The organism is Roseovarius pelagicus (genome assembly GCF_025639885.1).
Classification (GTDB): domain Bacteria; phylum Pseudomonadota; class Alphaproteobacteria; order Rhodobacterales; family Rhodobacteraceae; genus Roseovarius; species Roseovarius pelagicus.
The window spans coordinates 2,092,472-2,111,600 of the sequence record NZ_CP106738.1; the positions used below are offsets into that span (position 1 = coordinate 2,092,472).

Genomic DNA, 19,129 nt, shown 5'->3' on the forward strand with positions numbered 1-19,129 from the left:
AGTCACGTTCCCTTGCTTCGGTCAACGATCAGTTGTCCCCCGACGCCCCAGTTTTCAGACGTGAAATCGGTGATGACCACCTGCACCGACGCAGGTGTGCCGCCACAGGTCTCGACGAACGCAGTGGTCAACTCTGATACCAGATTGCGTTTTTGCTCTGTCGAGCGGCCTTCGAACATTTCGACACGGATAATAGGCATATTGAACCCTTCATTGGGATGGAGAAACAGATGTAATGGAGGTGACGTAGGTATTCAGATGCTCGGCGTGTGGTCCACAGCGACGCGCAGGCTTCTTTGGAACCGCTTTGTCTTGGCCAAGTACGGCAAGACTAGGCTGCGTAGCCAAAGCAGTTTCCTAGGCCAGCGCGTCCCGACAGCCCCGTAGAGGAACGACATGCGCTGGGTTTTATCAATGTAGGGACGCTCTGCTTTTTCCCAACGTTGCAGGGCGTAGGGAATATCGGCTGCGCCAGTCACGGCCCGGGCCAGGACAACCGCATTGACGATTGCCACGCAGGCACCCTGACCCAGATTCGGTGCCATGCCATGCGCGGCATCGCCTACGATACAGACATTTCCACGCGACCAGGACGAACAGGTGATGTTGTAGAAGGGACGCCACCGCTCCTTTGGGTGGCGGGGCAAGCGTTCAAGATACTCCCGATAATTTGGATGGCTCTTCCTCCAAGCGTCTAGGTTGAAGGGTTTTTGCAGTCGACCTTGTATGTCGTTCTCCGCGCAACACAGGAAGACATAGTGGTAGTCCTTGCTGGCAGCCGCCATTCCGATGCGCCGTCCACCATTCCACATCTCAATGCGGCGATCATTCAGCTTGTCTTCGGGTTTGCGCTCTATCAGGTGTCGTCCGCAACCGTCCCTGAGCTCGATGATCTCGGTCGCCAGATTCAGCGAGTCGCGCACCTGCGAGAATACCCCATCGGCGCCAATCACCAGATCGGCCTTGGGGCCCCAGCCATCCTCAAATTCGAGGCGTCCATCGGGGTCAGCACTGATCACTTTTGACCCGGTCACAATCTCAACCCCGGCCGCCTTTGCGCACTCTGCGAGAATACGGTGCAGCTCGGTGCGCAACATCACGATCAGTTCCGGTGGTTCCTCATCATCCGAGGCCCGCAGATTCACCTCTTTTTGGTGATGATCCTGCAGCAGGCGCGGAACGGTCGACCGCACCCCGATTCTTTCGATCTCGTCGTACACACCCAAATCGCGCAGCGCGTCGAGCACATTTTTCCAAAGATAAAGCCCGGCGCCGATCTCACGCAATTCATTCGAGCGTTCATGTACGCGCACCTTCCAACCCCGCTGTCCCAGCGCGGCGGCGGCAGCCAAGCCCGCCAGACCTGCGCCCGCAATCTCTACCGTTTTCTGTCTCTCGCTCATCATCAAACTCCGTATTTATATGGGCAACCAATGCCGCGAGTTAGCTGCGTAATGTGATGAAGCGGCGCATGTGTTCCGCTACTTGATCAGGCGCTTCCATTAGGATCGAATGTTTCAGCCCTTCGAGAATGACCAATTCACAATCGTCTAGCTGACTTTCGATAAAACGGTTCAGGCGAGGGTTGCAGGCGCCATCATTCTCGCCGGTCAACACCAGCGACGGAGCCTTCACCTCGTTCAACCAAGGGGCCATTTCAGTCGTTGCGTATATGTGAAACACGTTCAGGAAGACGTCTGCGCTCATCCCAGTGATCTGCTTTAGCCGGGCCTGTACGATTTCCGGATTTTTCGCTGCAAAGTCATCGGTGTACCAGCGATCCACGAGAGTCGTCAGAATATTCTCTATGCCGTCCCGCTCCATAGCCGCGACCACACCTTGCACCTTGGCGCTGTCCTCTTCGGTGCGTCCAGCAGCCGTAGAAAGAAGGCCCAAGGTCTTGACCCGATCGGGGAAGTGGCGCGCATAAGCCGGGCCGATCATCCCACCCAGAGAATGCCCCGCAAAATGGGCCTTTTCGATCCCCAGTTTGGCGCGCACTGCTTCAAGGTCAGAAACCAGCGCCTCAAGATCGAACTGTCCATTCGGCAAGGGAGAAATGCCGTGTCCGCGCAAATCATAGGTGATGCAGCGGAAATCGGATTTGAGATTGGCTACGATCCCGTTCCATGTCGCGTGAGACGCTCCGATTCCGTGGATCAGAAACAAAGGTTCGCCTGTTCCTTCTTCCCAAATGGCGCAGTCAATGGCCGGTGGTAGCGATGGCAAACTCATGGTGGCTCCTGTCGTTGATTGATATTTGGGCGCAATCGATGCACCGCGACTCGGCCCTACAAGTGAGACAAATCAATCATCAGTCAAATCGATAATTTTCATCCTTAATTTGCTTTTATCGATAGTTCAGAAAATCGATACACATCAATTAAATCGATTAATGAATGAGTATTATCGATTTGATTTAGCTTTCGCTTTAGCCCTTTGTCGTGAAGAATTCATATCCCGTGCAGATCGATCCGCACCGGGGCACGCCACAAACTGGTCGCAGCCGTGACCACGACAAATGCTACGAGCACGCGCCCGTCAGGCCACGGGGTGCGCGTCGGCTCGCAAAGGGGAGATGCTTTAATTTATGACTTCAAAACTCGAAATAAGCCATCTGTACAAGGTGTACGGAAATCGGCCTGACGAGGCGATGGCCCTTATCGATCAAGACGTTCATCCGTCGGAGATATTGGCAAAGACAGAACAAGTGGCAGCAGTGCTGGACGTGTCCTTTAAGGTGAAGGAAGGCGAGATATTCACCATCATGGGTTTGTCCGGATCCGGTAAATCTACACTGGTGCGCTGCCTCAATAGATTGATCGAGCCAACGCGTGGCAACGTTTTTATTGATGGCGAGGATATCCTAAACAAATCCCGCGCAGAACTCCGCGAAGTTCGACGTACAAAGATATCAATGGTTTTCCAGAACTTTGCGCTCCTGCCCCACAAAACAGTGCTGGATAATGTGCAGTTTGGCCTCAGCGTGCGTGGCGAGAGTGTTGATATTTGCCGGTCAAAAGCACTTGAGGCGCTGGCACAGGTAGGACTGTCAGATTGGGCGGGGCATTACCCGGACAATCTTAGCGGCGGCATGAAGCAGCGCGTGGGCCTTGCCCGTGCTTTGGCCAGTGATCCCGACATCCTGCTTATGGACGAGCCATTTAGCGCGCTCGACCCGCTGATACGCGACGAGTTACAGCGGGAACTTCTGAAGCTGCAGCGCGACATCAAGAAGACGATCGTCTTTATCACTCATGATTTTCTCGAGGCGGTGAAGCTGAGCGATCATCTGGCGGTGATGCGGGATGGTCGTTTCGTGCAGGTAGGCACCCCGCAAGAGATCGTTTTGACGCCAGTCGACGATTATGTGCGCAACTTTGCCAAGGAAATGGACCGCTCACGGATCCTGACTGCGGGCATGCTGGCCGACACTATAGACACCGTGAAAATCCGGTCAGACAGTACAGTGAATCAAGCCGAAGAACTGATGCATATTGCCGGGCGCCGCCACGGCGCGCTGATCGACGACGCTGGACGGATGCAAGCCTTGATTTCGGCAGACGCGCTCTTTGGTGCGCCAAGAGACGACATGGCTGCAGACCATCGGTCTATGCCTTCCTGCGCAAGCCGCTCCATCGACTGTTTGCTGGCAGACCTTTATCCCCTCTTTGCGAATAGACAGCCGGTGGCTGTCTGCGCAGAGGACGGCACCCATATGGCGCTCCTCGAAGCTACCGATGTGCTGCAAATGCTCAGTGGGATTGACGGGGCTGAGGCCTCCGAAACATCGGTCGAAACGACCCTAAACGACATCGAAAAGAAAGCTTTGATCTCATGAACCGATTGCCTGATGAATATATCGTTCCATTGGATCGGTTAATCCAGAATGCAATCCACTGGTTAGTGGATGAGTGGCGCCCCCTTTTTCAGGCGCTGCGCTGGCCTATCGCAAAGGTGCTCGACGGAGTTTCAGACGGTTTTGAATTCCTGCCGTTCTGGTTGGTGATCCTCGGGTTCTTGGCCTTGGGCTGGGTGATCGTCAATTTTCGCACCGGTCTTTTGGCTTCAGGCTCCTTTGCCGCCATCGCATTTCTGGGTCTATGGGACGAAGCGATGATTTCGCTTTCGATCCTTGTAACGGCAGTCGTGTTCTGCGTGCTGATCGGCGTCCCATTGGGTATTCTGTCTGGCCGAAGCGACCGGTTTTGGGCCGTGCTGCGTCCAGTGCTGGACATCATGCAGACAACACCCTCCTTCGTCTATCTCGTGCCTGTGGTCATGCTGTTTGGTATCGGGACGGTGCCCGGCGTCATTGCCACCATTGTATTTTCAATGCCGCCCATCATTCGCCTGACAAATCTGGGGCTACGACAGGTACCTGCTGACGCAATCGAGGCGGGCGAAGCCTTTGGCTCGACCGAATGGCAGGCTCTGATGCGCATTCGCCTTCCACTGGCACTGCCTTCTGTGATGGCGGGTCTGAACCAGACCTTGCTGATGGCCATGGTGATGAGCGTCATCATCGCCATGATCGGTGCCGAAGGGCTGGGCCTGACCGTACTGCGTGGCATCGGGTCACTGGATGTCGGGCTGGCCGGGATCGGCGGAATCGCCATCGTACTGATGGCGATCACGCTGGACCGGATCACCCAAGGGCTAGGTCAACCCGGTCGAATCTCGACGGATTCCTCTTCCTCGCTATGGCGGCGTTTTCGGCAACGCCGACAACCATGACTTTTGCCGAAACGTCTACTCTCTATTCCAAAACCAACAGGAGATACCCAATGAAAATAACCATGAAATCCAGCTCGAAAACACTTGCTGCCTGTCTCGGCGTCCTGATTGCCACGACAGCGCCGAGTTTGGCAGATGAAGTCCTGCCCGGCGAAGGCAAGACAGTGCAGCCTGCGCGTCCAAACTGGGATTCGTTCTGGTTTGGTCAGAAGATCGTCGATATCGGCATGGAGCGGCTGGGATATGAGGTCAAGTCACCCATGACACTGACTTCTGCCGCGATCTTCACTTCAATCGCGCAAAACGACATCCAGTACACCGCCGACACGATCTTGCCGAACCACTCTGCCTACTACGATGAGACAAAGGGCGATGTTATCGCCGTTGGTCCGATCATGGATCCGGGCACTGTGCAGGGGTACATGGTGGATAAGGTAACGGCGGATAAATACAACATCCGCTATCTGGAAGATCTGAGAGATCCCGAAATCGCAAAGCTTTTCGATCAGGATGGCGACGGTATAGCTGACATGATCGGGCCCTCGGTCGGGTGGAAAGGGTCCAACGCTGTTGCCACAAAACACCTCAAGGACCTTGGCTTGGAAGACACGGTTCGCATGGTGCAGGGGGAATACAACACGTTGGCTGCGGACGCGGCTGGCCGGTATGCCTCAGGCGATCCGATCTTTATCTACACGTGGTATCCCAATTCCACCACTATGAAGCTGAAGCCAGGCGTCGATCTGGTGTGGTTGCAACTGCACGACGCAGCCCTGCCCGAGGACCAGATGGAACAATACAAACCCCTGCCAGATGTCGATGGCTGTGCCGACAACCCCTGTCACGTGGGCTGGTTGCCCACAGTCTATTACATTGGGGTAAACAAGGAATGGGCGGCCGAAAACCCTGCTGCCATGTCCTTTTTCAACAGTTTTGAAATGGTTCTGAACGATCGGGCCGAGCAGAACGTCAAGATGCAGAATGGAGAAGGGCGCGAGGAAGATATTGCGCGCCACGCTCAAGCGTGGATCGACGCGCATGAGGAGAAGTTCAACGCTTGGATCGAGACTGCCAAGGCGGCCGCCCAATAGGGGTACTTAACGAGTAACCACAGGCGCATTCCCGGTTTCCGGGATGCGCCTTTTTTCATGCCTGTCAGCAATTGACCCCTACACTCAAAAAGACTGATACTGCAGCCACTAGCATTGATTTTAATTGAGGTCGCGGCATGGCACTTTCGCAGAATATCAACTGGAACTTGCTCCACACCTTTGTCGTCATCGCCGAAAATCAAAGCCTGTCACGGGCATCTAAAATTCTGGGTCGTGGTCAGCCGGCAGTCAGTGCCGCGCTGAAGAATCTCGAAGATCAACTTGGCGTCCCGCTGGCTGAACGCAGTTCGCACACGTTTCGCCTGACGAGTTCTGGACGACTGCTCTATCGCGAGGCCGTCGAAATTTGCGGCTCCATCGACCGCATCACTATGTTTCTGGCCGAAACTGAGGAGACGTTGACCGGTAATCTGCGCATAACCACAGCAAGCCAGATGACCAGCCCCGTCATCGATGCGGCACTCAGCCACTTTCATCGCATGCACCCAAAGGCAACTTTGAGCAGCACTGTCATGAACGGGCCAGAACTCATCTTGTCACTCAGCAACAAAATCATTCACTTTGGGATTTGTCCGGCGGCGACCAAACGCGATGATTTTGACTATTTCCATCTATTCAAAGAGTACTGCGCTTTTTATTGCGGACCATCTCACCCTCTTTTTGGTAAAAAGGGGCTAAAGATTGACGACCTACGCGGACACACTGCCATCGCCTATCAAACCGCTGTACTGTCGGATTCACTGAAATCTATCACTGATCTGTCCGAAGAAGTGGGATTTGCGTCTCCCTTCGTTGGCGTAGCCAACACCCTTGATGAGTTGCGCCGCATGGTGGTGTCTGGCCTCGGAATCGGAGCAATTCCGGTACAGATCGCGGCTCGCGACGTGCGGGACGGTCGTCTGTGGCCGCTGCCTCCTTTCGAGGATGTGATGCCGATCGACGTCTATCTCATCACCAACACCAAGGTCCGGCCCAGCGCAACCGAACAGAGCTTTCTCAGTATAATGCGTGAAGAAGTGAACAAGCTTCCTGAATCTGAGCGGATATTTTCCTCGGCGAATGTTGCTGGCTTCATACCATGAGGTCAGATGTTTGGGCTCAGGGGCTGGCGACGCATTTTAGCGCACAATGACCGATGTCCCATAATATTTCTGTCAGCAATCGCTCGCGCTGCAACCGTCCTGTTCTGGCTTTGAAAATCAACGAGATCTGACTCTAAGGAACATCTGATCAACGCCTTCGGCTGCAACGACGTCACAACTTGAGGGCAGTCTGGGGTGTTATCGGGTCCGTTTCCAGCCAATTTCTCACCGTTTTGGCCGCCTCCTTTACGCCATCCGGTCGGTCAAGGGCATCATGCGAACCGTCGGTCTTCCCGCGCATCGCTGACCTTTATGCATAGTGCAGCATCAACGGAATGGTCAAAGGAGCGGTGAATTGCCGTTTGTTTCTCTCTGACATGAGCCTCTGACAGTTGCGACGAATGGCTGTATCCACCCCGGATTACTGACAGATCACGGCCGATCCGGAGCCGTCACTTGCACAATCCCTTTGGAGCGTCTGCCTCGACAGACAGCCGCTCCTTTGAGAATGGAAATCGAATCCGGGTGTCCGAGAAAGCGTATGGGCTTGAACTGGTGACTCCGGGTCTCACGTCGGCATCGGCAACCCCAGTATCTTGCGGGCCTCGGCGGGAGTGGCGACCGGGCGGTCGTATTTCTCGCAGATCTCGACAGTGCGCCGAACGAGGGCAGCGTTCGAGGGCGCCAGCGTATCGCGGTCGAGGCGCACGTTGTCCTCAAGCCCAGTGCGGGTATGGCCACCCGCCGCGATGGCCCATTCGTTCACGACGATCTGGTTTGGCCCGATCCCAGCGGCGCACCATTGCGCGTCGGGTGCGCGGCTCTTTATCGTTTCAACATAAAAATCAAAAACTTCCCTGTCGGCGGGCATGGCGTTCTTCACGCCCATCACGAACTGGACGTAGAGCGAACCGTAAAGCTTACCCTCGCTGTGGAGCCGGATCGCCTGAAGGATGTGGCTGAGGTCGAAGGCCTCGATTTCCGGGACAACCTCGTATTTGCGCATCTCACCCGCCAACCAGTTAACGAGGTCCGGCGGGTTTTCGTAGACGCGGGTAGGGAAGTTGTTAGAGCCCACCGAGAGCGAAGCCATATCCGGCTTCAGGTGCAGCATGCCGCCCCGCGCCTGCCCCGCGCCCGAACGACCACCGGTGGAGAGCTGGATGATCATGCCGGGGCATCGCTTTTCAATGCCCTCTTTCAGCAAGGCAAAACGTTCGGGGTCGGAGGTCGGCGTGCCGTCTTCCATGCGGACATGGCAATGGGCGATGGAGGCACCGGCCTCGAAGGCCTCGTGGGTCGACTCGACCTGTTCCTCGACGGTAATTGGCACGGCCGGGTTGTCGGATTTCTGCGGCACTGAGCCAGTGATCGCGACACAGATGATGCATGGGTTATTCATAGTCAGTTTCGTCCTCGTTTCTGCAATGTCTGTCGGCACTGGCACAGCCCGAAGCGTCATCCGCACGACGCCGTCATCTGGGCTGAACCGGTTGTCGGTCTCGTCACAATACCTGCGGGCCTGGCGTTCCGCTTTCCATTTCGCGGGCAGCGTGGCGTAATCGAAATACCCAAGGCACGTCTGCCACAAAGAGCACATCGATTCCCACGAAGTCCGCTTTGGTCAGCCAGCCCGGTTGGTATTCGTCGCCCCCTCTCATCCTCGTCCGAAAATGTCACGTTCATCGGCTGCGCGAGCGCCAAACTAAACAGGCAAAACGTAAAGCCCCCTACGCCTCGGGTTCCGATCCTCGCGATAGGGCGCTGGGTTGGAATGGCCGTGACCGGATCGTGATCATGCTCGGAAGCTAGAGTATCTCCAAAGCGCATTCAGTCCTCCTTTTGAGGGCAGAGACCTCAAAACCTAATTCGATATCTAAATCTACTATATCGTTGCTAACATCAACCTTGTTTCATCCGGCGCCGCAGAGTATCGACAAAAACTGATACCCGCCGAACGTTCTTCATGCCTGGGCTGTAATACGCGTAGATCTGGTCCGGCGGCGGCATGTAATCCGTCAGAACCTGTTCCACGGGTGTGACCGTGCGCGCGGCGCGAAACATGTCATCCGTGATATAGCACAGTCCGGCATCCCGCGTCAGAAGACCAATCGCCGTGGCAAAATCCGTCACTGTCAGACCCTCAGGCGGATCAATCCGTATAGACTGATCATTCTGAACGAACTCCCAACGATAATGCCGTTCGCTATCAATCCAGCTACGGCGTATGCAGCGGAAATTCAGAATGTCACGTGGCTCTTGCGGCCGTCCGTACCTTTCAAGGAACGCCGTCGATCCGGCAACCAGCCAAGGCGTCGGGCGCGAGACCGGTACCGCGACCATCTCAGGTGAAATATACTGGCCGATACGAATGCCGATATCCGCACCGTCGTGCATGATGTCGATGGTTCCTTCGCGGCTTTCGACCACAACCTGCACGTCCGGATAACGTTCTCTGAATTCCGCCAGCGCCGGAGCAAGAACCGGTTCCACGGCGAGGCTCTGCACGGAAATGCGCAGCACGCCGGACAACGACGTTTTCAGCGAAGACAGTTCCTGCACCGTATCTTCCAGAAGATCGAGCGATGGATTGAGCCTTCCGAAAAGCAAACGCCCTGCCGGTGTGAACTCCACACTGCGCGTCGTTCGGTGAAACAGTTGTTGATCCAACCGCGACTCGAGTTGTTTGACCGAAGCGCCCACGGCGGCGGGCGAAACCCCGATAATCTCTGCCGCTTTCCGGAAGTTCCGGGTCTGCCCGACCAGAAGGAACTCGTGCATTCCCTTGAAGATATCGCGCGCGCTCATTGTAAACTCCTGCTTTACTCTGAGGAAAAATAAAGTGGAATTGTTATTTAATCAACGCGATGGAATCCTCTGGGCAACTGCAAGGAGAACAGACGCATGCTGTCGAATTCGATCGCCACCCGTGACATTCAAAGTCAGATTCACCCTCAGACGAACCTAGACCAGCACGAAAAGTGCGGGCCCGTGGTCATGGCGTCGGGCGACGGTTCAATCGTCACCGATATCAACGGCAAGAGTTACATCGAGGGCATGTCCGGCCTGTGGTGCACCTCGCTCGGGCTGAAGGATGACCGACTGGCCAAGGCCGCCGCTAGGCAGTTCGATACTCTGCCCTATTATCAGAACTTCGCTCATCGCGGCACCGAGCCAGCGATTGATCTGGCCGCGAAACTGCTCGAGATTTCGCCGGTGCCCATGTCTAAGGTGCTGTTTCAAAGCTCTGGCTCAGAGGCCAACGATACGGCCGTGAAACTGATCTGGTATCACTTCGCGGCACAGGGCCGCCCGGAAAAGCGCAAGATCATCTCGCGCGAGCGTGGCTATCACGGCACCTCTATCGCCTCGGCCAGCATCACCGGCCTGCCCCATCTGCATACGGACTGGCGCCTGCCGCTTGACGGATTCCTGAAAGTTACCTGCCCTCATTTCTATCGCGAAGGGCGTCCGGGTGAGTCCGAGGAGGCATTCTCGACCCGGCTCGCGCAGGAGATCGAAGACCTGATCCTCGCCGAAGGTCCGGACACGGTTGCCGCCTTCTTTGCCGAACCGGCCATGGGAACAGGCGGAGTTGTGCTTCCGCCTGCGGGCTATTTCGAAAAGGTTCAGGCGGTGCTCGACAAGTACGATGTGCTCATGGTCGCCGACGAGGTGATCACCGCGTTCGGAAGAACCGGTGCGTGGTGGGGCAGTCAGACATTCGGGCTCAAACCCGACCTCATCACCTGCGCCAAAGCATTGACCGCGGCTTACGTGCCACTCTCTGCCGTTCTGATTTCGGAACCCATATACCAGACGATGCTAGCGCAAAGTCGCAAAATCGGCGTCTTCGGGCACGGCTACACTTATGGCGCCCATCCCGTTGCCTGTGCCGTGGCAAATGAAACCCTGCGCATCTACGACGAAGACGGCGTGATCGACGGCGTGGCTGCTCTTGGTGAGCGAATGGAGAGCGTGCTCGCCCCGCTTCGCGACCATCCGCTCGTAGGCGAGGTCCGGGGCGTCGGCCTCATGTGGGGGATCGAGATCGTGAGCGATAAAGACAGCCGGGCACCGTTTCTCGCGGAAGAGGGTGTTCCCGCGAAGATACAAGACGCTGCCTTCCGACTTGGCCTCGTCTGCCGCGCCTTGGGAAACGCCATCGCTCTGGCGCCACCCCTGATCGTCACCCCCGAACAAATCGACGAAATCGGGCGCATCATGAACGAGGCGATAAAGGAGGTAAAAGCCGGGCTCTGAAGCGGCAGGGTGAGAATCGCTGTCGGTCATTTCCACCGCCACATATAATACAACCTGCACCCATATAGTTGACAAAGTCTACCAATTGCGCACAATCAGTGTTGCATTCGCAACCCGCAGCCATTCGGCAAAGGACCACGTCATCGACATGAGCAGATCACCCGCCGCAGTAAAGGCCAAGCCTTCCCTTGATGGAATAGGTGACGAATCCTCGGACGTCCGGCACTTGTTTTCCTACAACCTGCAACGGCTGGCCTCTGTTTCATCACGCATCGCAACGCGTTACATGCTGGACGATTTCCAGCTGACCGTGCAGGAATGGCGCGCTTTGGCCGTGCTCGACTTTCTCGGCGACGCGCCGCTCTATATCCTCGCCCAACGGGCCGGGATCCAAAAGAGCCAGACCAGCCGTCTTATCGCGGACCTGTCGAAGCGCGGATACATTCAGAGAAAGCGCCATCCAAGCGACAAGCGAAGCACCCTGCTTTCTCTGACTGAGACGGGCGCAGATCTTGTCCAGCAGGTTCTGGCCCAGTCGCGCATCCGGAACCGAAAGATGCTGGAAGGGCTCACCGATGAGGAACGCGTCCAGCTGATGTCCCTTCTCGGAAAGGCAATCAATTCGTCGTTCCATTACCTCGAAGAACTCAAGCAGGACGTCACGGACACCTACGAGGAGACGACGGAACCAGCAAGTTTCTTCGAAGAGCCTTAACCGACAAGGCCCTCGAGAAAGCGGAGCAGGTTAGCGCCGAGTGCATCTGTTGGATATCCCCCCTCTTGGATGACGACTGTCGGGCAGGCGTACCGGCTCATCTCTCCCAGCCTCGCGAAATCATCTGTTTCAAGCGCCATGCACGCGAAAGGGTCGCCCACGAAAGCGTCCAGCCCGAGGGCAATGACCATCAGGTCCGGCTTGAATGTCCCGATCGCAGAACGCGCGCTGTTCATCGCCGCCTGCCAGACATCAATACCCGACATCAACGGAAGTGGAAGGTTGAGGTTCCTTCCCTCGCCAGCCCCTATACCAGTTTCATCCGCATACCCGCTGTAATACGGGTAGAGATCCTCGGGCGCGCCGTGCAGGGAGACCGTCAGCACGTTTTCGCGGTCATAGAACAAGGCCTGCGTGCCATTTCCGTGGTGCACATCCACGTCGAGTATCGCCACACGCAAACCCTGCGCCACGGCCATCTCTGCCGCAATCGCCGAATTGTTGAGATAGCAAAACCCACCAGCCAGATCACGCGCGGCGTGGTGCCCCGGAGGGCGGCAAAGTCCATAGGCAACCTCTCCTGACTGCATTACGTGTTCTACCGACGCGAGCGCCGTCATGGCCGACGCCCTCGCTGCCTGCCAGGTTCCGACCGTCACCACACAACTTGCATCGGCCTGAAAATACCCGGCCCGGCCAAGGATATCCCGTGGGATACGCGCCTGCGCCCGCACCGGATGCGCACTCGCGCGCATTTCCGGACCATTGCCAGAATGCTTCGACCACTCTTCGAACCCATTGCGTAAGAAGTCGAGATATTCCGCGCTGTGAACCCGCTCGAGGAGATCTTCCGGGTACATGCCCGGCGCGGCGATGTCGACATCAGCCGAGCGCAGCGCCGCGAGGAGGCGTTCCGCGCGTTCGGGCGTTTCGACGGTCGCTCTGAGTTCGCCACCCGCCAAACGCGTCAGGGGACGGTGCAGGAGCTGATCGTGATCAAAGAACGCGCGCATCAGACCACCGCCGACGGAAGCTCTTCCAAGGCCCGGGCATATTCCGACGCGATTTCCGCCACGACGTCTGCCGCCGGCATCACCCGCTCGACAAGGCCCGTGCTTTGGCCGGCTTCCAGCTTACCCTCCTCGACATCCCCGTCGAACGCGGCCATCTTGAGGCTCGATGCCATGAATACGTCTTTCCGGCTTTCTATGTCTGCCCCCTGCCTTTCAAGCTCCAGCATGCGGTCGGAGAACCTGTTTTCGATCACCCGGATCATCCCGAGCTCGCTGCCGACCGTACGCGTATCCGACACCCCGGCGCGCAGCACTGCCTGTTTGTAGCCGTCCGACACGTTCGCCTCGGGCGTTGCCATGAACCGTGTGCCAAAATTGGCAGCCCCTGCGCCCAACGATAGGGCCGCCAGAAGCCCGCGACCATCCGCTAAACCACCTGACGCAATCAAGGGGATACGCCCGCCCGTGACCTTGGAAATCGCACGCACCAAAACAAGGGTCGACACCAGCGACGGCGGCGGATGCCCGCCCGCTTCGCCACCGACAACCACCAAACCGTCGACACCCGCGTTCATGGCCTTGACGGCGTGTTCCTCGCCAGCAACGACATGAATGCATTTCGTGCCGATCGCCTTGAAACGGTCGAGATACTTCTTCGGCCCCCCCTGCGAGGCGATGATCGCCGGAATGCGCTTTGCTTCGAGCAGGTCCAGCACCTCTTCCGCACCCTTGCGGTAGAGCGGCATGTTAACGGCGAACGGCTTGTCGGTCCCGGCCCTGATCTCGTCGATGCACTGGTCGATTGCGTCGAGATACATGGGGCCAACAGCCAGCACGCCCAAGCCGCCTGCGCTGCTGACGGCAAGCGGCAGGGCGCTACAGGATGATGCCCACGACATACCGGCCTGAAGGATTGGCAGATCGATGCCAAAAAGGCGTGTGACGTCCGTCTGGATCTGCATCAGGCTTTCTCCGACAGCAGCCACCGGGCATGCGCGGCCAGCTTGCTTTTCTGGACCTTTGAACTCGCCGTCATGCCGATATCCTCGAAGCCCTCTACGAACCAGACATGGCGTGGGATCTTGAACCCGGCCATGTTCTGCTTTGCCCAGTCACCAAGGGTTTCGGCATCCATCGCGTGGCCCTCGTTGAGAACGATGAACGCCGCACAGACCTCGACGAGGCGCTCATCCGGCACGCCAACGATCTGGGCCAGCCGGATGGCCGGGTGGCGATGGAGAAGGTCCTCGACCTCTTCGGGCGAGACATTTTCGCCGCCCACCCTGACGATATTCTTCAGGCGCCCGAGAAACGCCAGCCGCCCATCGGCAGAGAGCGCCCCCAGATCGCCGGTCGACAACCAGCCCTCATCGCTGAGCGTTTCGGCCGTATTCTCCGGCATGTCAAAATAAGCTTCCATAACCGACCAGCCGCGCACCTGGATCTCTCCGCGTCCGCCAGCCTGCAGCACATCTCCGGTTTGCGGGTCGACGATCCGAACGTCAAGGCCGGGCTGCGGTCGCATCAACCCTGTCGTTCTGATATCCTCCGGTTCCCACCAGCAGGATTGCGCGATATTGGGCGACGCTTCCGACAACCCGTACCCGGAGACACATTGTGTGGCCCCGAGTTCGTGAACGACCCGCTTCAAAACGGCTTGCGAACCGGCGACCCAGCCGCCTCTCAGCGTAAGAGCCCGACATTGTCGATCCGGGTGGTTGAGAAGCATCAGCGCCATCGTGTCATTGCCGGAGAAATGCGTGCATCGCTCCGCTTCCATCAACTCGAGCGCCTCGGCCGCGTCAAACCGCGCCATGGTCACCAGCGTCACAGCATGTTGCAGGCACGCCATGATCGACAGCGAGGTTCCAGCCACGTGAAAGAACGGTCGGGCAGAATGAAACCGGTCGCCGGCCCGAAGTCCCATCCGCAGCGCCGATACGAACCCGTTCGTGAGAAGGCTGTGCTGGCGCAGCATGACCCCCTTCGGAAACCCGGTACTCCCCGAGGTGTACTGAATCAGGATGACGTCGTCCGACGCCGAGGCACCGGGCGGCTCGTCAGACACTTCATCCTCGAATGTCGCCCAGCTTCGCGCCCATGGCGCGTCGGCCGTCCCGTTAAGAACTACGGTTTCCAGATCCGGCAGGTCACTGCAAGGAAGCGGTTCGTTTCCCAGAATCTCGCGCAGTATGGCGGTGAAATCGCTGCTCAACAGGCGGTCCGCGGCAAATAGGAACTTCGCTCGCGACTGACGTAGGCAATACGCGATCTCGGCGGCGCGAAGACGTGTGTTGACCGGAATGGTCACGGCACCGATCGTGGCAAGCGCCAGAAAGATGCCGTGGAACTGAGCCCCGTTGCCGAGGCAGAGCGCCACGTGATCCCCGTGCCGGACACCAAGCGCGTGCAGTGACCGGCGAAGCCGGTCGACGTCTTCGGCCAGTTCGGCATATGTCCTGCGCCCGTCAGGCGCGACAATCGCTTCCACATCAGGGGCCAGGCTGCAGGCGCGCGCCAGTGCCCCGGCGGCTGTCACCGGGCAAAGCAACCCCGCTTGAATGGACGGCACGTCAGCCATTGCCCACCTCATTGTTGAACCGTTCGATCCCCGCACGCCAATTGCTGTTGCTCAGGACCTGACGAGATCGCGCCCAGTTCGATCTCGATGCCCGAAGCCAGATCTGTTTGTCCGCCCTCATCAACCGCCCGTTTCGTCAGTTGCATGGCAAGATGCGGCGCCTCGGCCACCTTGGCGGCAATATCACGGGCGGCATCAAGAAACCCATCCGCAGGTAGGACGCGCGCCACGAGGCCGCGCGCGTGGGCCTCGTTCACGCCCATTTTCCGACTGGTGAAGAGTAACTCCTTCGCGCTCGACACCCCGATCACACGCTGCAGCCTCTGAGTCGCGCCGACGGTGCCCCATTGCGGTTCGGGAAACAGGAAGGTCGCCTTGTCCGAGGCCACGATGAAATCGCTGGCCATGGCAATTTCGCCACCCGAACCCACCACGGGCCCCTGCACTGCGCAGAGCACGGGAAGCGGGCAGGTTTCGATAGACATGTACGCTCTGAACGCGGCTTGGCGACGGGCGATCACCCATGCCTCGTCACGGCCATTCCGCTCTTTCAGATCGGCGCCGGCGCAGAAAACCGGCCCCTCTGAGCGGAGCAGCACCGCGCGAATGTCTTCGCCCATTTCAAAGCCGGAAAAGACCTCGTGCAACTTGTGACAAAGTTCGAGGTTCACGGCATTCCGGGCGGCAACTCGGTCGATGACGACCTCACAGACGGCCCCTCGCCGTTCCACCTTCACGAGGTCGGACTTCTCTGTCATGCCACCACTCCCTTGTCTCTCAATTCCGTCAATCTCGTACCGTCGACGCCGAGCGAGCGCAAAACCGCGTCGGTATCCGCGCCCAGTTTTGGGGGCGCGAGAAATTCGATCGGATCGTAGCCCGAAAACCGGCCCGGCGTCGCAAGGCACTGTGTTTCGCCCCGGTCCGGGTCGTCGAACTCGGCGACCATGCCGCGGAACCGGGTGTGCGGATCGTCGAGGATCTCGGGCACCGTATTGACCTCTCCAGCGGGAACGCCGGCCGCCCGCAGCATATCGGCAAGCTCGCCGCGCGCCCAAGGCAGGATCGCGGCCCGCAGCATCGACATGACCTCGTCCCGGCGCTCCACGCGCATGGCGTTCTTGTCCATCCACTCGGGCGCATCGAGGTCCAGCACGTCACAGACGGCCGGCCAATGCTGGTCGCTCGCAGAAATGAAAACCCATTCTCCGTCGCGGCATTCGAAGGCCGCGCTTGGGACACGACCCAGATGTTCCGTACCAGTCCGGGTCGGCTCGCGCCGCTGTGCGAACCACCACATGGTCGGCAAGCTCAGAAGACTAACCTGAACGTCCATCATCGCCAGATCGACATGGCAGCCGCGCCCCGATGTAGCGCGCCCCAGAAGCCCGGTCATGGCGGCGATCACGATCCAGAGGCCTGAAGTCATGTCAGCAAACGGCACCCCAACTTTGGCAGGCGCGCCATCGGGATGCCCCGTCAGGTCGATGACCCCCGAAAGCGCCTGAAACACCGTGTCATAGCCCTTGCGGTCCTTGTACGGTCCGGTCTGCCCGAACCCGGTGTTCGAAATATAGATGACGGCGGGATTGCGCGCGCTGACGGTATCATAGCCCAACCCCAGCTTTTCCATGCCCCCCGGCAGGAAATTCTCTACGATGACATCGGCCTGAGCGGCAAGATCGAGGGCGATCTGCCGCCCTTCCTCACTCCTGAGGTCGATGGCGACGGATTTCTTGCCTCGGTTAAAGGCACAGAAATAGGCGCTCTGCCCACCGTCGAAGGCAGGCTCGAAGCTGCGGGATTCATCTCCCGTTCCGGGGCGCTCGACCTTTATGACCTCCGCGCCCTGATCGGACATGATCTGCGTTGCCATCGGCCCCGCCAGAACGCGCGAGAAGTCAACGACCTTAATTCCATCCAGCGGTTTCATCAGTTCTCCGTCCGGAATGAGCGCATCAACGCGTTCGTGTCTCGCCCAACGGCCATGGCCGCATCAAAAGGTATCTCTCCCACGCGATAGAAAAGCTGTTTCGTGGCGGCCATGGCCCGCGGGTTAACTTCCGCCCATGCGCTTGCGATCTGCAAGGCCGCGGGCAGCGGGTCGGCATCGACCACGCGGTTAACAAGACCCAACTCCTTCGCCTCGTCCGCGTCGATCAGGCGGCCAAGCGACACCATCTCGAAGGCCGCCTTCCGGCCCAGGGCGCGCTGCAGGCCCGTCATAACCAGCGCCGGAACGATGCCGTGCTTGGTTTCGGGATAGCCGAGTTTCAGACCGCGCGAAGCCACCACCATATCGCACCCGAGCGCGATACCGGCTCCGCCCCCGATAGTCGCGCCGTGCACCGCAGCGACGACCGGAACCGGTGACTGGCTGGCCACCGATTGCAACCGGCACGTCAGCTCCGCCCGCTCGAGAACCCGGTCGGACTGTTCTGGTGTCAGGTTCTTGAATTCGGACAGATCAGCGCCCGCACAGAACCCGCGGCCTTCTCCGCGGATGACGGCCGCGCGCACCGACGGCGCGGACGCAAGGTCTTCCAGCGACTTCAGCAATTGCTGGGTCAGCGCGGTGTTGAGCGCATTCAGCTTGTTAGGCCGGTTCATGGTGATGATCCGGACCCCGTCGCAATCCTCGAGTTCTACCAATCTGTCGGTCATACGCCCTTCCTTTCGTGCATTACTGATGTCGTCACACCGCTCGGCGCGGCAGCAACCCCGCCCGCGCCACCTTGCTGTCAAGCGTTCTGCCCAGCACCTGCTCGCACTGTTCAGAGATCCGCATCATGCGATCCAGATCGATTCCCGTGATGTGGCCTTCGGCCTCGAACATGGAAACCAGATCCTCGGTCGCAACATTTCCCGTCCGCCCGGTCCCGTATTGAATTTCGGAAGGGTGCCCGCCGACCCCGCCAAAGGCACTGTCGAAATGCGTGGCCCCGCCCTCGAGTGCCGCAAAGCAGTTCGCGATACCGGTGCCGCGCGTGTCGTGGAAATGCGCGACGCAGGTTACGTCGGGAACCTCTCTGGCAAACCGTTCCCACATCGCCCTGACCGCCGTCGGCGTGCCCGCCCCGACAGTATCGCCTACCGTCACCAACTCGGCTCCCAAAGAGGCAAAGCGCGCGACGTCCTTGACCACGCGGCCCGGATCGACCGGACCTTCGAACGGGCACCCGAGTGCCACCGAGATAACCCCGACAAGGCGGAACTTTCCTGCCGCGGCCTGCGCCATCTCCTCGACGCGAGCCCACTGTTCTGCGCGCGACGCGCGCAGGTTTCTCTGCGAATGGGTTTCCGTGGCCGAAGACAGAAAGCTAAGCTCGGTCGCCTCGCGGCCAGCCTCCAGATCCGACAGCGCGCGTTCTACAGCCTTCGGATTGGGACAAGTCGCCTTGTAATGAACGCCATCGCGCCGCCGGATACCGGCCAGAACCTCGCTTGCGTCGGAAAATCCTGGCACGCGTTTCGGGTGGCTGTAACTGGTAGCCTCAATGCGCGGAAAGCCGGCGACGGTCATGGCGTCGATCAACGCGACCTTGTCGCTGGTATCAACCTGAACAGGCTCGTGCTGAAGCCCGTCGCGGGCGAAGCATTCACAGATCACAAGTGGGTCCGGCACC

The 19,129-nt window shown here is 58.6% G+C and carries 18 protein-coding genes and 1 pseudogene; 7 read left to right on the top strand and 12 right to left on the bottom strand.

Features of this window, described 5'->3' with window-relative positions; all coding sequences use genetic code 11:
• Positions 1-2: 2 nt before the first annotated feature.
• From N7U68_RS11485 to N7U68_RS11495, 3 genes are read right to left on the bottom strand one after another with little or no spacing between them, the layout of a single operon-like run.
• Positions 3-200 (bottom strand): 4-oxalocrotonate tautomerase, encoded by a 198-nt coding sequence (locus N7U68_RS11485; protein ID WP_165195389.1) that lies wholly within the window; start codon positions 198-200, stop codon positions 3-5.
• Between the two features lie 54 nt (positions 201-254).
• Positions 255-1,403, bottom strand: a complete 1,149-nt coding sequence (locus tag N7U68_RS11490; protein WP_165195388.1) for an FAD-dependent oxidoreductase — start codon at positions 1,401-1,403, stop codon at positions 255-257.
• A 40-nt stretch (positions 1,404-1,443) separates the two neighbouring features.
• The gene (locus tag N7U68_RS11495; RefSeq protein WP_263046879.1) at positions 1,444-2,235 is read right to left on the bottom strand and encodes an alpha/beta fold hydrolase; all 792 of its coding nucleotides are present in this window, start codon (positions 2,233-2,235) and stop codon (positions 1,444-1,446) included.
• A gap of 418 nt (positions 2,236-2,653) precedes the next feature.
• Between N7U68_RS11495 and N7U68_RS11500 the strand changes: the two genes are divergently transcribed.
• From N7U68_RS11500 to N7U68_RS11520, 5 genes and pseudogenes are all read left to right on the top strand, one after another.
• Positions 2,654-3,841, top strand: a complete 1,188-nt coding sequence (locus N7U68_RS11500; RefSeq protein ID WP_263046880.1) for a quaternary amine ABC transporter ATP-binding protein — start codon at positions 2,654-2,656, stop codon at positions 3,839-3,841.
• Entirely contained in the window at positions 3,838-4,737 is a 900-nt protein-coding gene (locus N7U68_RS11505; RefSeq protein ID WP_165195385.1) for an ABC transporter permease, read from the top strand. The genes N7U68_RS11500 and N7U68_RS11505 overlap by 4 nt, the downstream gene beginning before the upstream one ends.
• Before the next feature lie 50 nt (positions 4,738-4,787).
• Positions 4,788-5,828 carry a glycine betaine/L-proline ABC transporter substrate-binding protein ProX gene (proX, locus tag N7U68_RS11510; protein ID WP_263046881.1) on the top strand — a complete coding sequence of 347 codons (1,041 nt, stop codon included), beginning with the start codon at positions 4,788-4,790 and terminating at the stop codon, positions 5,826-5,828.
• Between the two features lie 137 nt (positions 5,829-5,965).
• Positions 5,966-6,931 carry a LysR family transcriptional regulator gene (locus N7U68_RS11515; protein ID WP_263046882.1) on the top strand — a complete coding sequence of 322 codons (966 nt, stop codon included), beginning with the start codon at positions 5,966-5,968 and terminating at the stop codon, positions 6,929-6,931.
• Between the two features lie 6 nt (positions 6,932-6,937).
• Positions 6,938-7,045: pseudogene (locus N7U68_RS11520) on the top strand (IS5/IS1182 family transposase); the annotation flags it as partial.
• A 454-nt stretch (positions 7,046-7,499) separates the two neighbouring features.
• On the opposite strand, the gene N7U68_RS11525 reads toward N7U68_RS11520, so the two are convergent.
• Both N7U68_RS11525 and N7U68_RS11530 read right to left on the bottom strand, forming a co-directional pair.
• Positions 7,500-8,333, bottom strand: a complete 834-nt coding sequence (locus tag N7U68_RS11525) for a 3-oxoadipate:acetyl-CoA acetyltransferase (RefSeq protein ID WP_263046883.1) — start codon at positions 8,331-8,333, stop codon at positions 7,500-7,502.
• 500 nt (positions 8,334-8,833) lie between these two features.
• Entirely contained in the window at positions 8,834-9,739 is a 906-nt protein-coding gene (locus tag N7U68_RS11530) for a LysR substrate-binding domain-containing protein (RefSeq protein ID WP_263046884.1), read from the bottom strand.
• Between the two features lie 96 nt (positions 9,740-9,835).
• Between N7U68_RS11530 and N7U68_RS11535 the strand changes: the two genes are divergently transcribed.
• Positions 9,836-11,194 (top strand): aminotransferase, encoded by a 1,359-nt coding sequence (locus N7U68_RS11535; protein ID WP_263046885.1) that lies wholly within the window; start codon positions 9,836-9,838, stop codon positions 11,192-11,194.
• 148 nt (positions 11,195-11,342) lie between these two features.
• Positions 11,343-11,909, top strand: a complete 567-nt coding sequence (locus N7U68_RS11540; RefSeq protein ID WP_165195378.1) for a MarR family winged helix-turn-helix transcriptional regulator — start codon at positions 11,343-11,345, stop codon at positions 11,907-11,909.
• On the opposite strand, the gene N7U68_RS11545 is transcribed toward N7U68_RS11540, so the two are convergent.
• From N7U68_RS11545 to N7U68_RS11575, 7 genes are read right to left on the bottom strand one after another with little or no spacing between them, the layout of a single operon-like run.
• Entirely contained in the window at positions 11,906-12,922 is a 1,017-nt protein-coding gene (locus N7U68_RS11545; protein WP_263046886.1) for a histone deacetylase family protein, read from the bottom strand. The two genes, N7U68_RS11540 and N7U68_RS11545, sit on opposite strands and share 4 nt — an antisense overlap.
• The gene (locus tag N7U68_RS11550) at positions 12,922-13,884 is read right to left on the bottom strand and encodes an NAD(P)H-dependent flavin oxidoreductase (protein WP_263046887.1); all 963 of its coding nucleotides are present in this window, start codon (positions 13,882-13,884) and stop codon (positions 12,922-12,924) included. Before N7U68_RS11550 ends, N7U68_RS11545 begins: the two co-directional genes overlap by 1 nt.
• A complete protein-coding gene (locus N7U68_RS11555; RefSeq protein WP_263046888.1) occupies positions 13,884-15,503 on the bottom strand; it encodes an AMP-binding protein in 1,620 nt (539 codons plus the stop codon). Before N7U68_RS11555 ends, N7U68_RS11550 begins: the two co-directional genes overlap by 1 nt.
• 8 nt (positions 15,504-15,511) lie before the next feature.
• Positions 15,512-16,261, bottom strand: a complete 750-nt coding sequence (locus N7U68_RS11560; protein ID WP_263046889.1) for an enoyl-CoA hydratase/isomerase family protein — start codon at positions 16,259-16,261, stop codon at positions 15,512-15,514.
• The gene (locus N7U68_RS11565; protein ID WP_263046890.1) at positions 16,258-17,436 is read right to left on the bottom strand and encodes a CaiB/BaiF CoA transferase family protein; all 1,179 of its coding nucleotides are present in this window, start codon (positions 17,434-17,436) and stop codon (positions 16,258-16,260) included. Before N7U68_RS11565 ends, N7U68_RS11560 begins: the two co-directional genes overlap by 4 nt.
• Complete coding sequence (locus N7U68_RS11570; protein ID WP_263046891.1) at positions 17,436-18,167, bottom strand: enoyl-CoA hydratase/isomerase family protein; 732 nt, start codon at positions 18,165-18,167, stop codon at positions 17,436-17,438. The genes N7U68_RS11565 and N7U68_RS11570 overlap by 1 nt, the downstream gene beginning before the upstream one ends.
• 31 nt (positions 18,168-18,198) lie before the next feature.
• Positions 18,199-19,128: a hydroxymethylglutaryl-CoA lyase gene (locus N7U68_RS11575; RefSeq protein WP_263046892.1), complete on the bottom strand. Its 930-nt coding sequence runs from the start codon at positions 19,126-19,128 to the stop codon at positions 18,199-18,201.
• Position 19,129: the final 1 nt, after the last annotated feature.

Excerpts from the sequence above, each read along its gene's own strand:
- N7U68_RS11485 (WP_165195389.1), bottom strand. The coding sequence starts at position 200 with ATGCCTATTATCCGTGTCGAAATGTTCGAAGGCCGCTCGACAGAGCAA.
- N7U68_RS11490 (WP_165195388.1), bottom strand. The coding sequence starts at position 1,403 with ATGAGCGAGAGACAGAAAACGGTAGAGATTGCGGGCGCAGGTCTGGCG.
- N7U68_RS11495 (WP_263046879.1), bottom strand. The coding sequence starts at position 2,235 with ATGAGTTTGCCATCGCTACCACCGGCCATTGACTGCGCCATTTGGGAA.
- N7U68_RS11500 (WP_263046880.1), top strand. The coding sequence starts at position 2,654 with ATGGCCCTTATCGATCAAGACGTTCATCCGTCGGAGATATTGGCAAAG.
- N7U68_RS11505 (WP_165195385.1), top strand. The coding sequence starts at position 3,838 with ATGAACCGATTGCCTGATGAATATATCGTTCCATTGGATCGGTTAATC.
- proX (WP_263046881.1), top strand. The coding sequence starts at position 4,788 with ATGAAAATAACCATGAAATCCAGCTCGAAAACACTTGCTGCCTGTCTC.
- N7U68_RS11515 (WP_263046882.1), top strand. The coding sequence starts at position 5,966 with ATGGCACTTTCGCAGAATATCAACTGGAACTTGCTCCACACCTTTGTC.
- N7U68_RS11525 (WP_263046883.1), bottom strand. The coding sequence starts at position 8,333 with ATGAATAACCCATGCATCATCTGTGTCGCGATCACTGGCTCAGTGCCG.
- N7U68_RS11530 (WP_263046884.1), bottom strand. The coding sequence starts at position 9,739 with ATGAGCGCGCGCGATATCTTCAAGGGAATGCACGAGTTCCTTCTGGTC.
- N7U68_RS11535 (WP_263046885.1), top strand. The coding sequence starts at position 9,836 with ATGCTGTCGAATTCGATCGCCACCCGTGACATTCAAAGTCAGATTCAC.
- N7U68_RS11540 (WP_165195378.1), top strand. The coding sequence starts at position 11,343 with ATGAGCAGATCACCCGCCGCAGTAAAGGCCAAGCCTTCCCTTGATGGA.
- N7U68_RS11545 (WP_263046886.1), bottom strand. The coding sequence starts at position 12,922 with ATGCGCGCGTTCTTTGATCACGATCAGCTCCTGCACCGTCCCCTGACG.
- N7U68_RS11550 (WP_263046887.1), bottom strand. The coding sequence starts at position 13,884 with ATGCAGATCCAGACGGACGTCACACGCCTTTTTGGCATCGATCTGCCA.
- N7U68_RS11555 (WP_263046888.1), bottom strand. The coding sequence starts at position 15,503 with ATGGCTGACGTGCCGTCCATTCAAGCGGGGTTGCTTTGCCCGGTGACA.
- N7U68_RS11560 (WP_263046889.1), bottom strand. The coding sequence starts at position 16,261 with ATGACAGAGAAGTCCGACCTCGTGAAGGTGGAACGGCGAGGGGCCGTC.
- N7U68_RS11565 (WP_263046890.1), bottom strand. The coding sequence starts at position 17,436 with ATGAAACCGCTGGATGGAATTAAGGTCGTTGACTTCTCGCGCGTTCTG.
- N7U68_RS11570 (WP_263046891.1), bottom strand. The coding sequence starts at position 18,167 with ATGACCGACAGATTGGTAGAACTCGAGGATTGCGACGGGGTCCGGATC.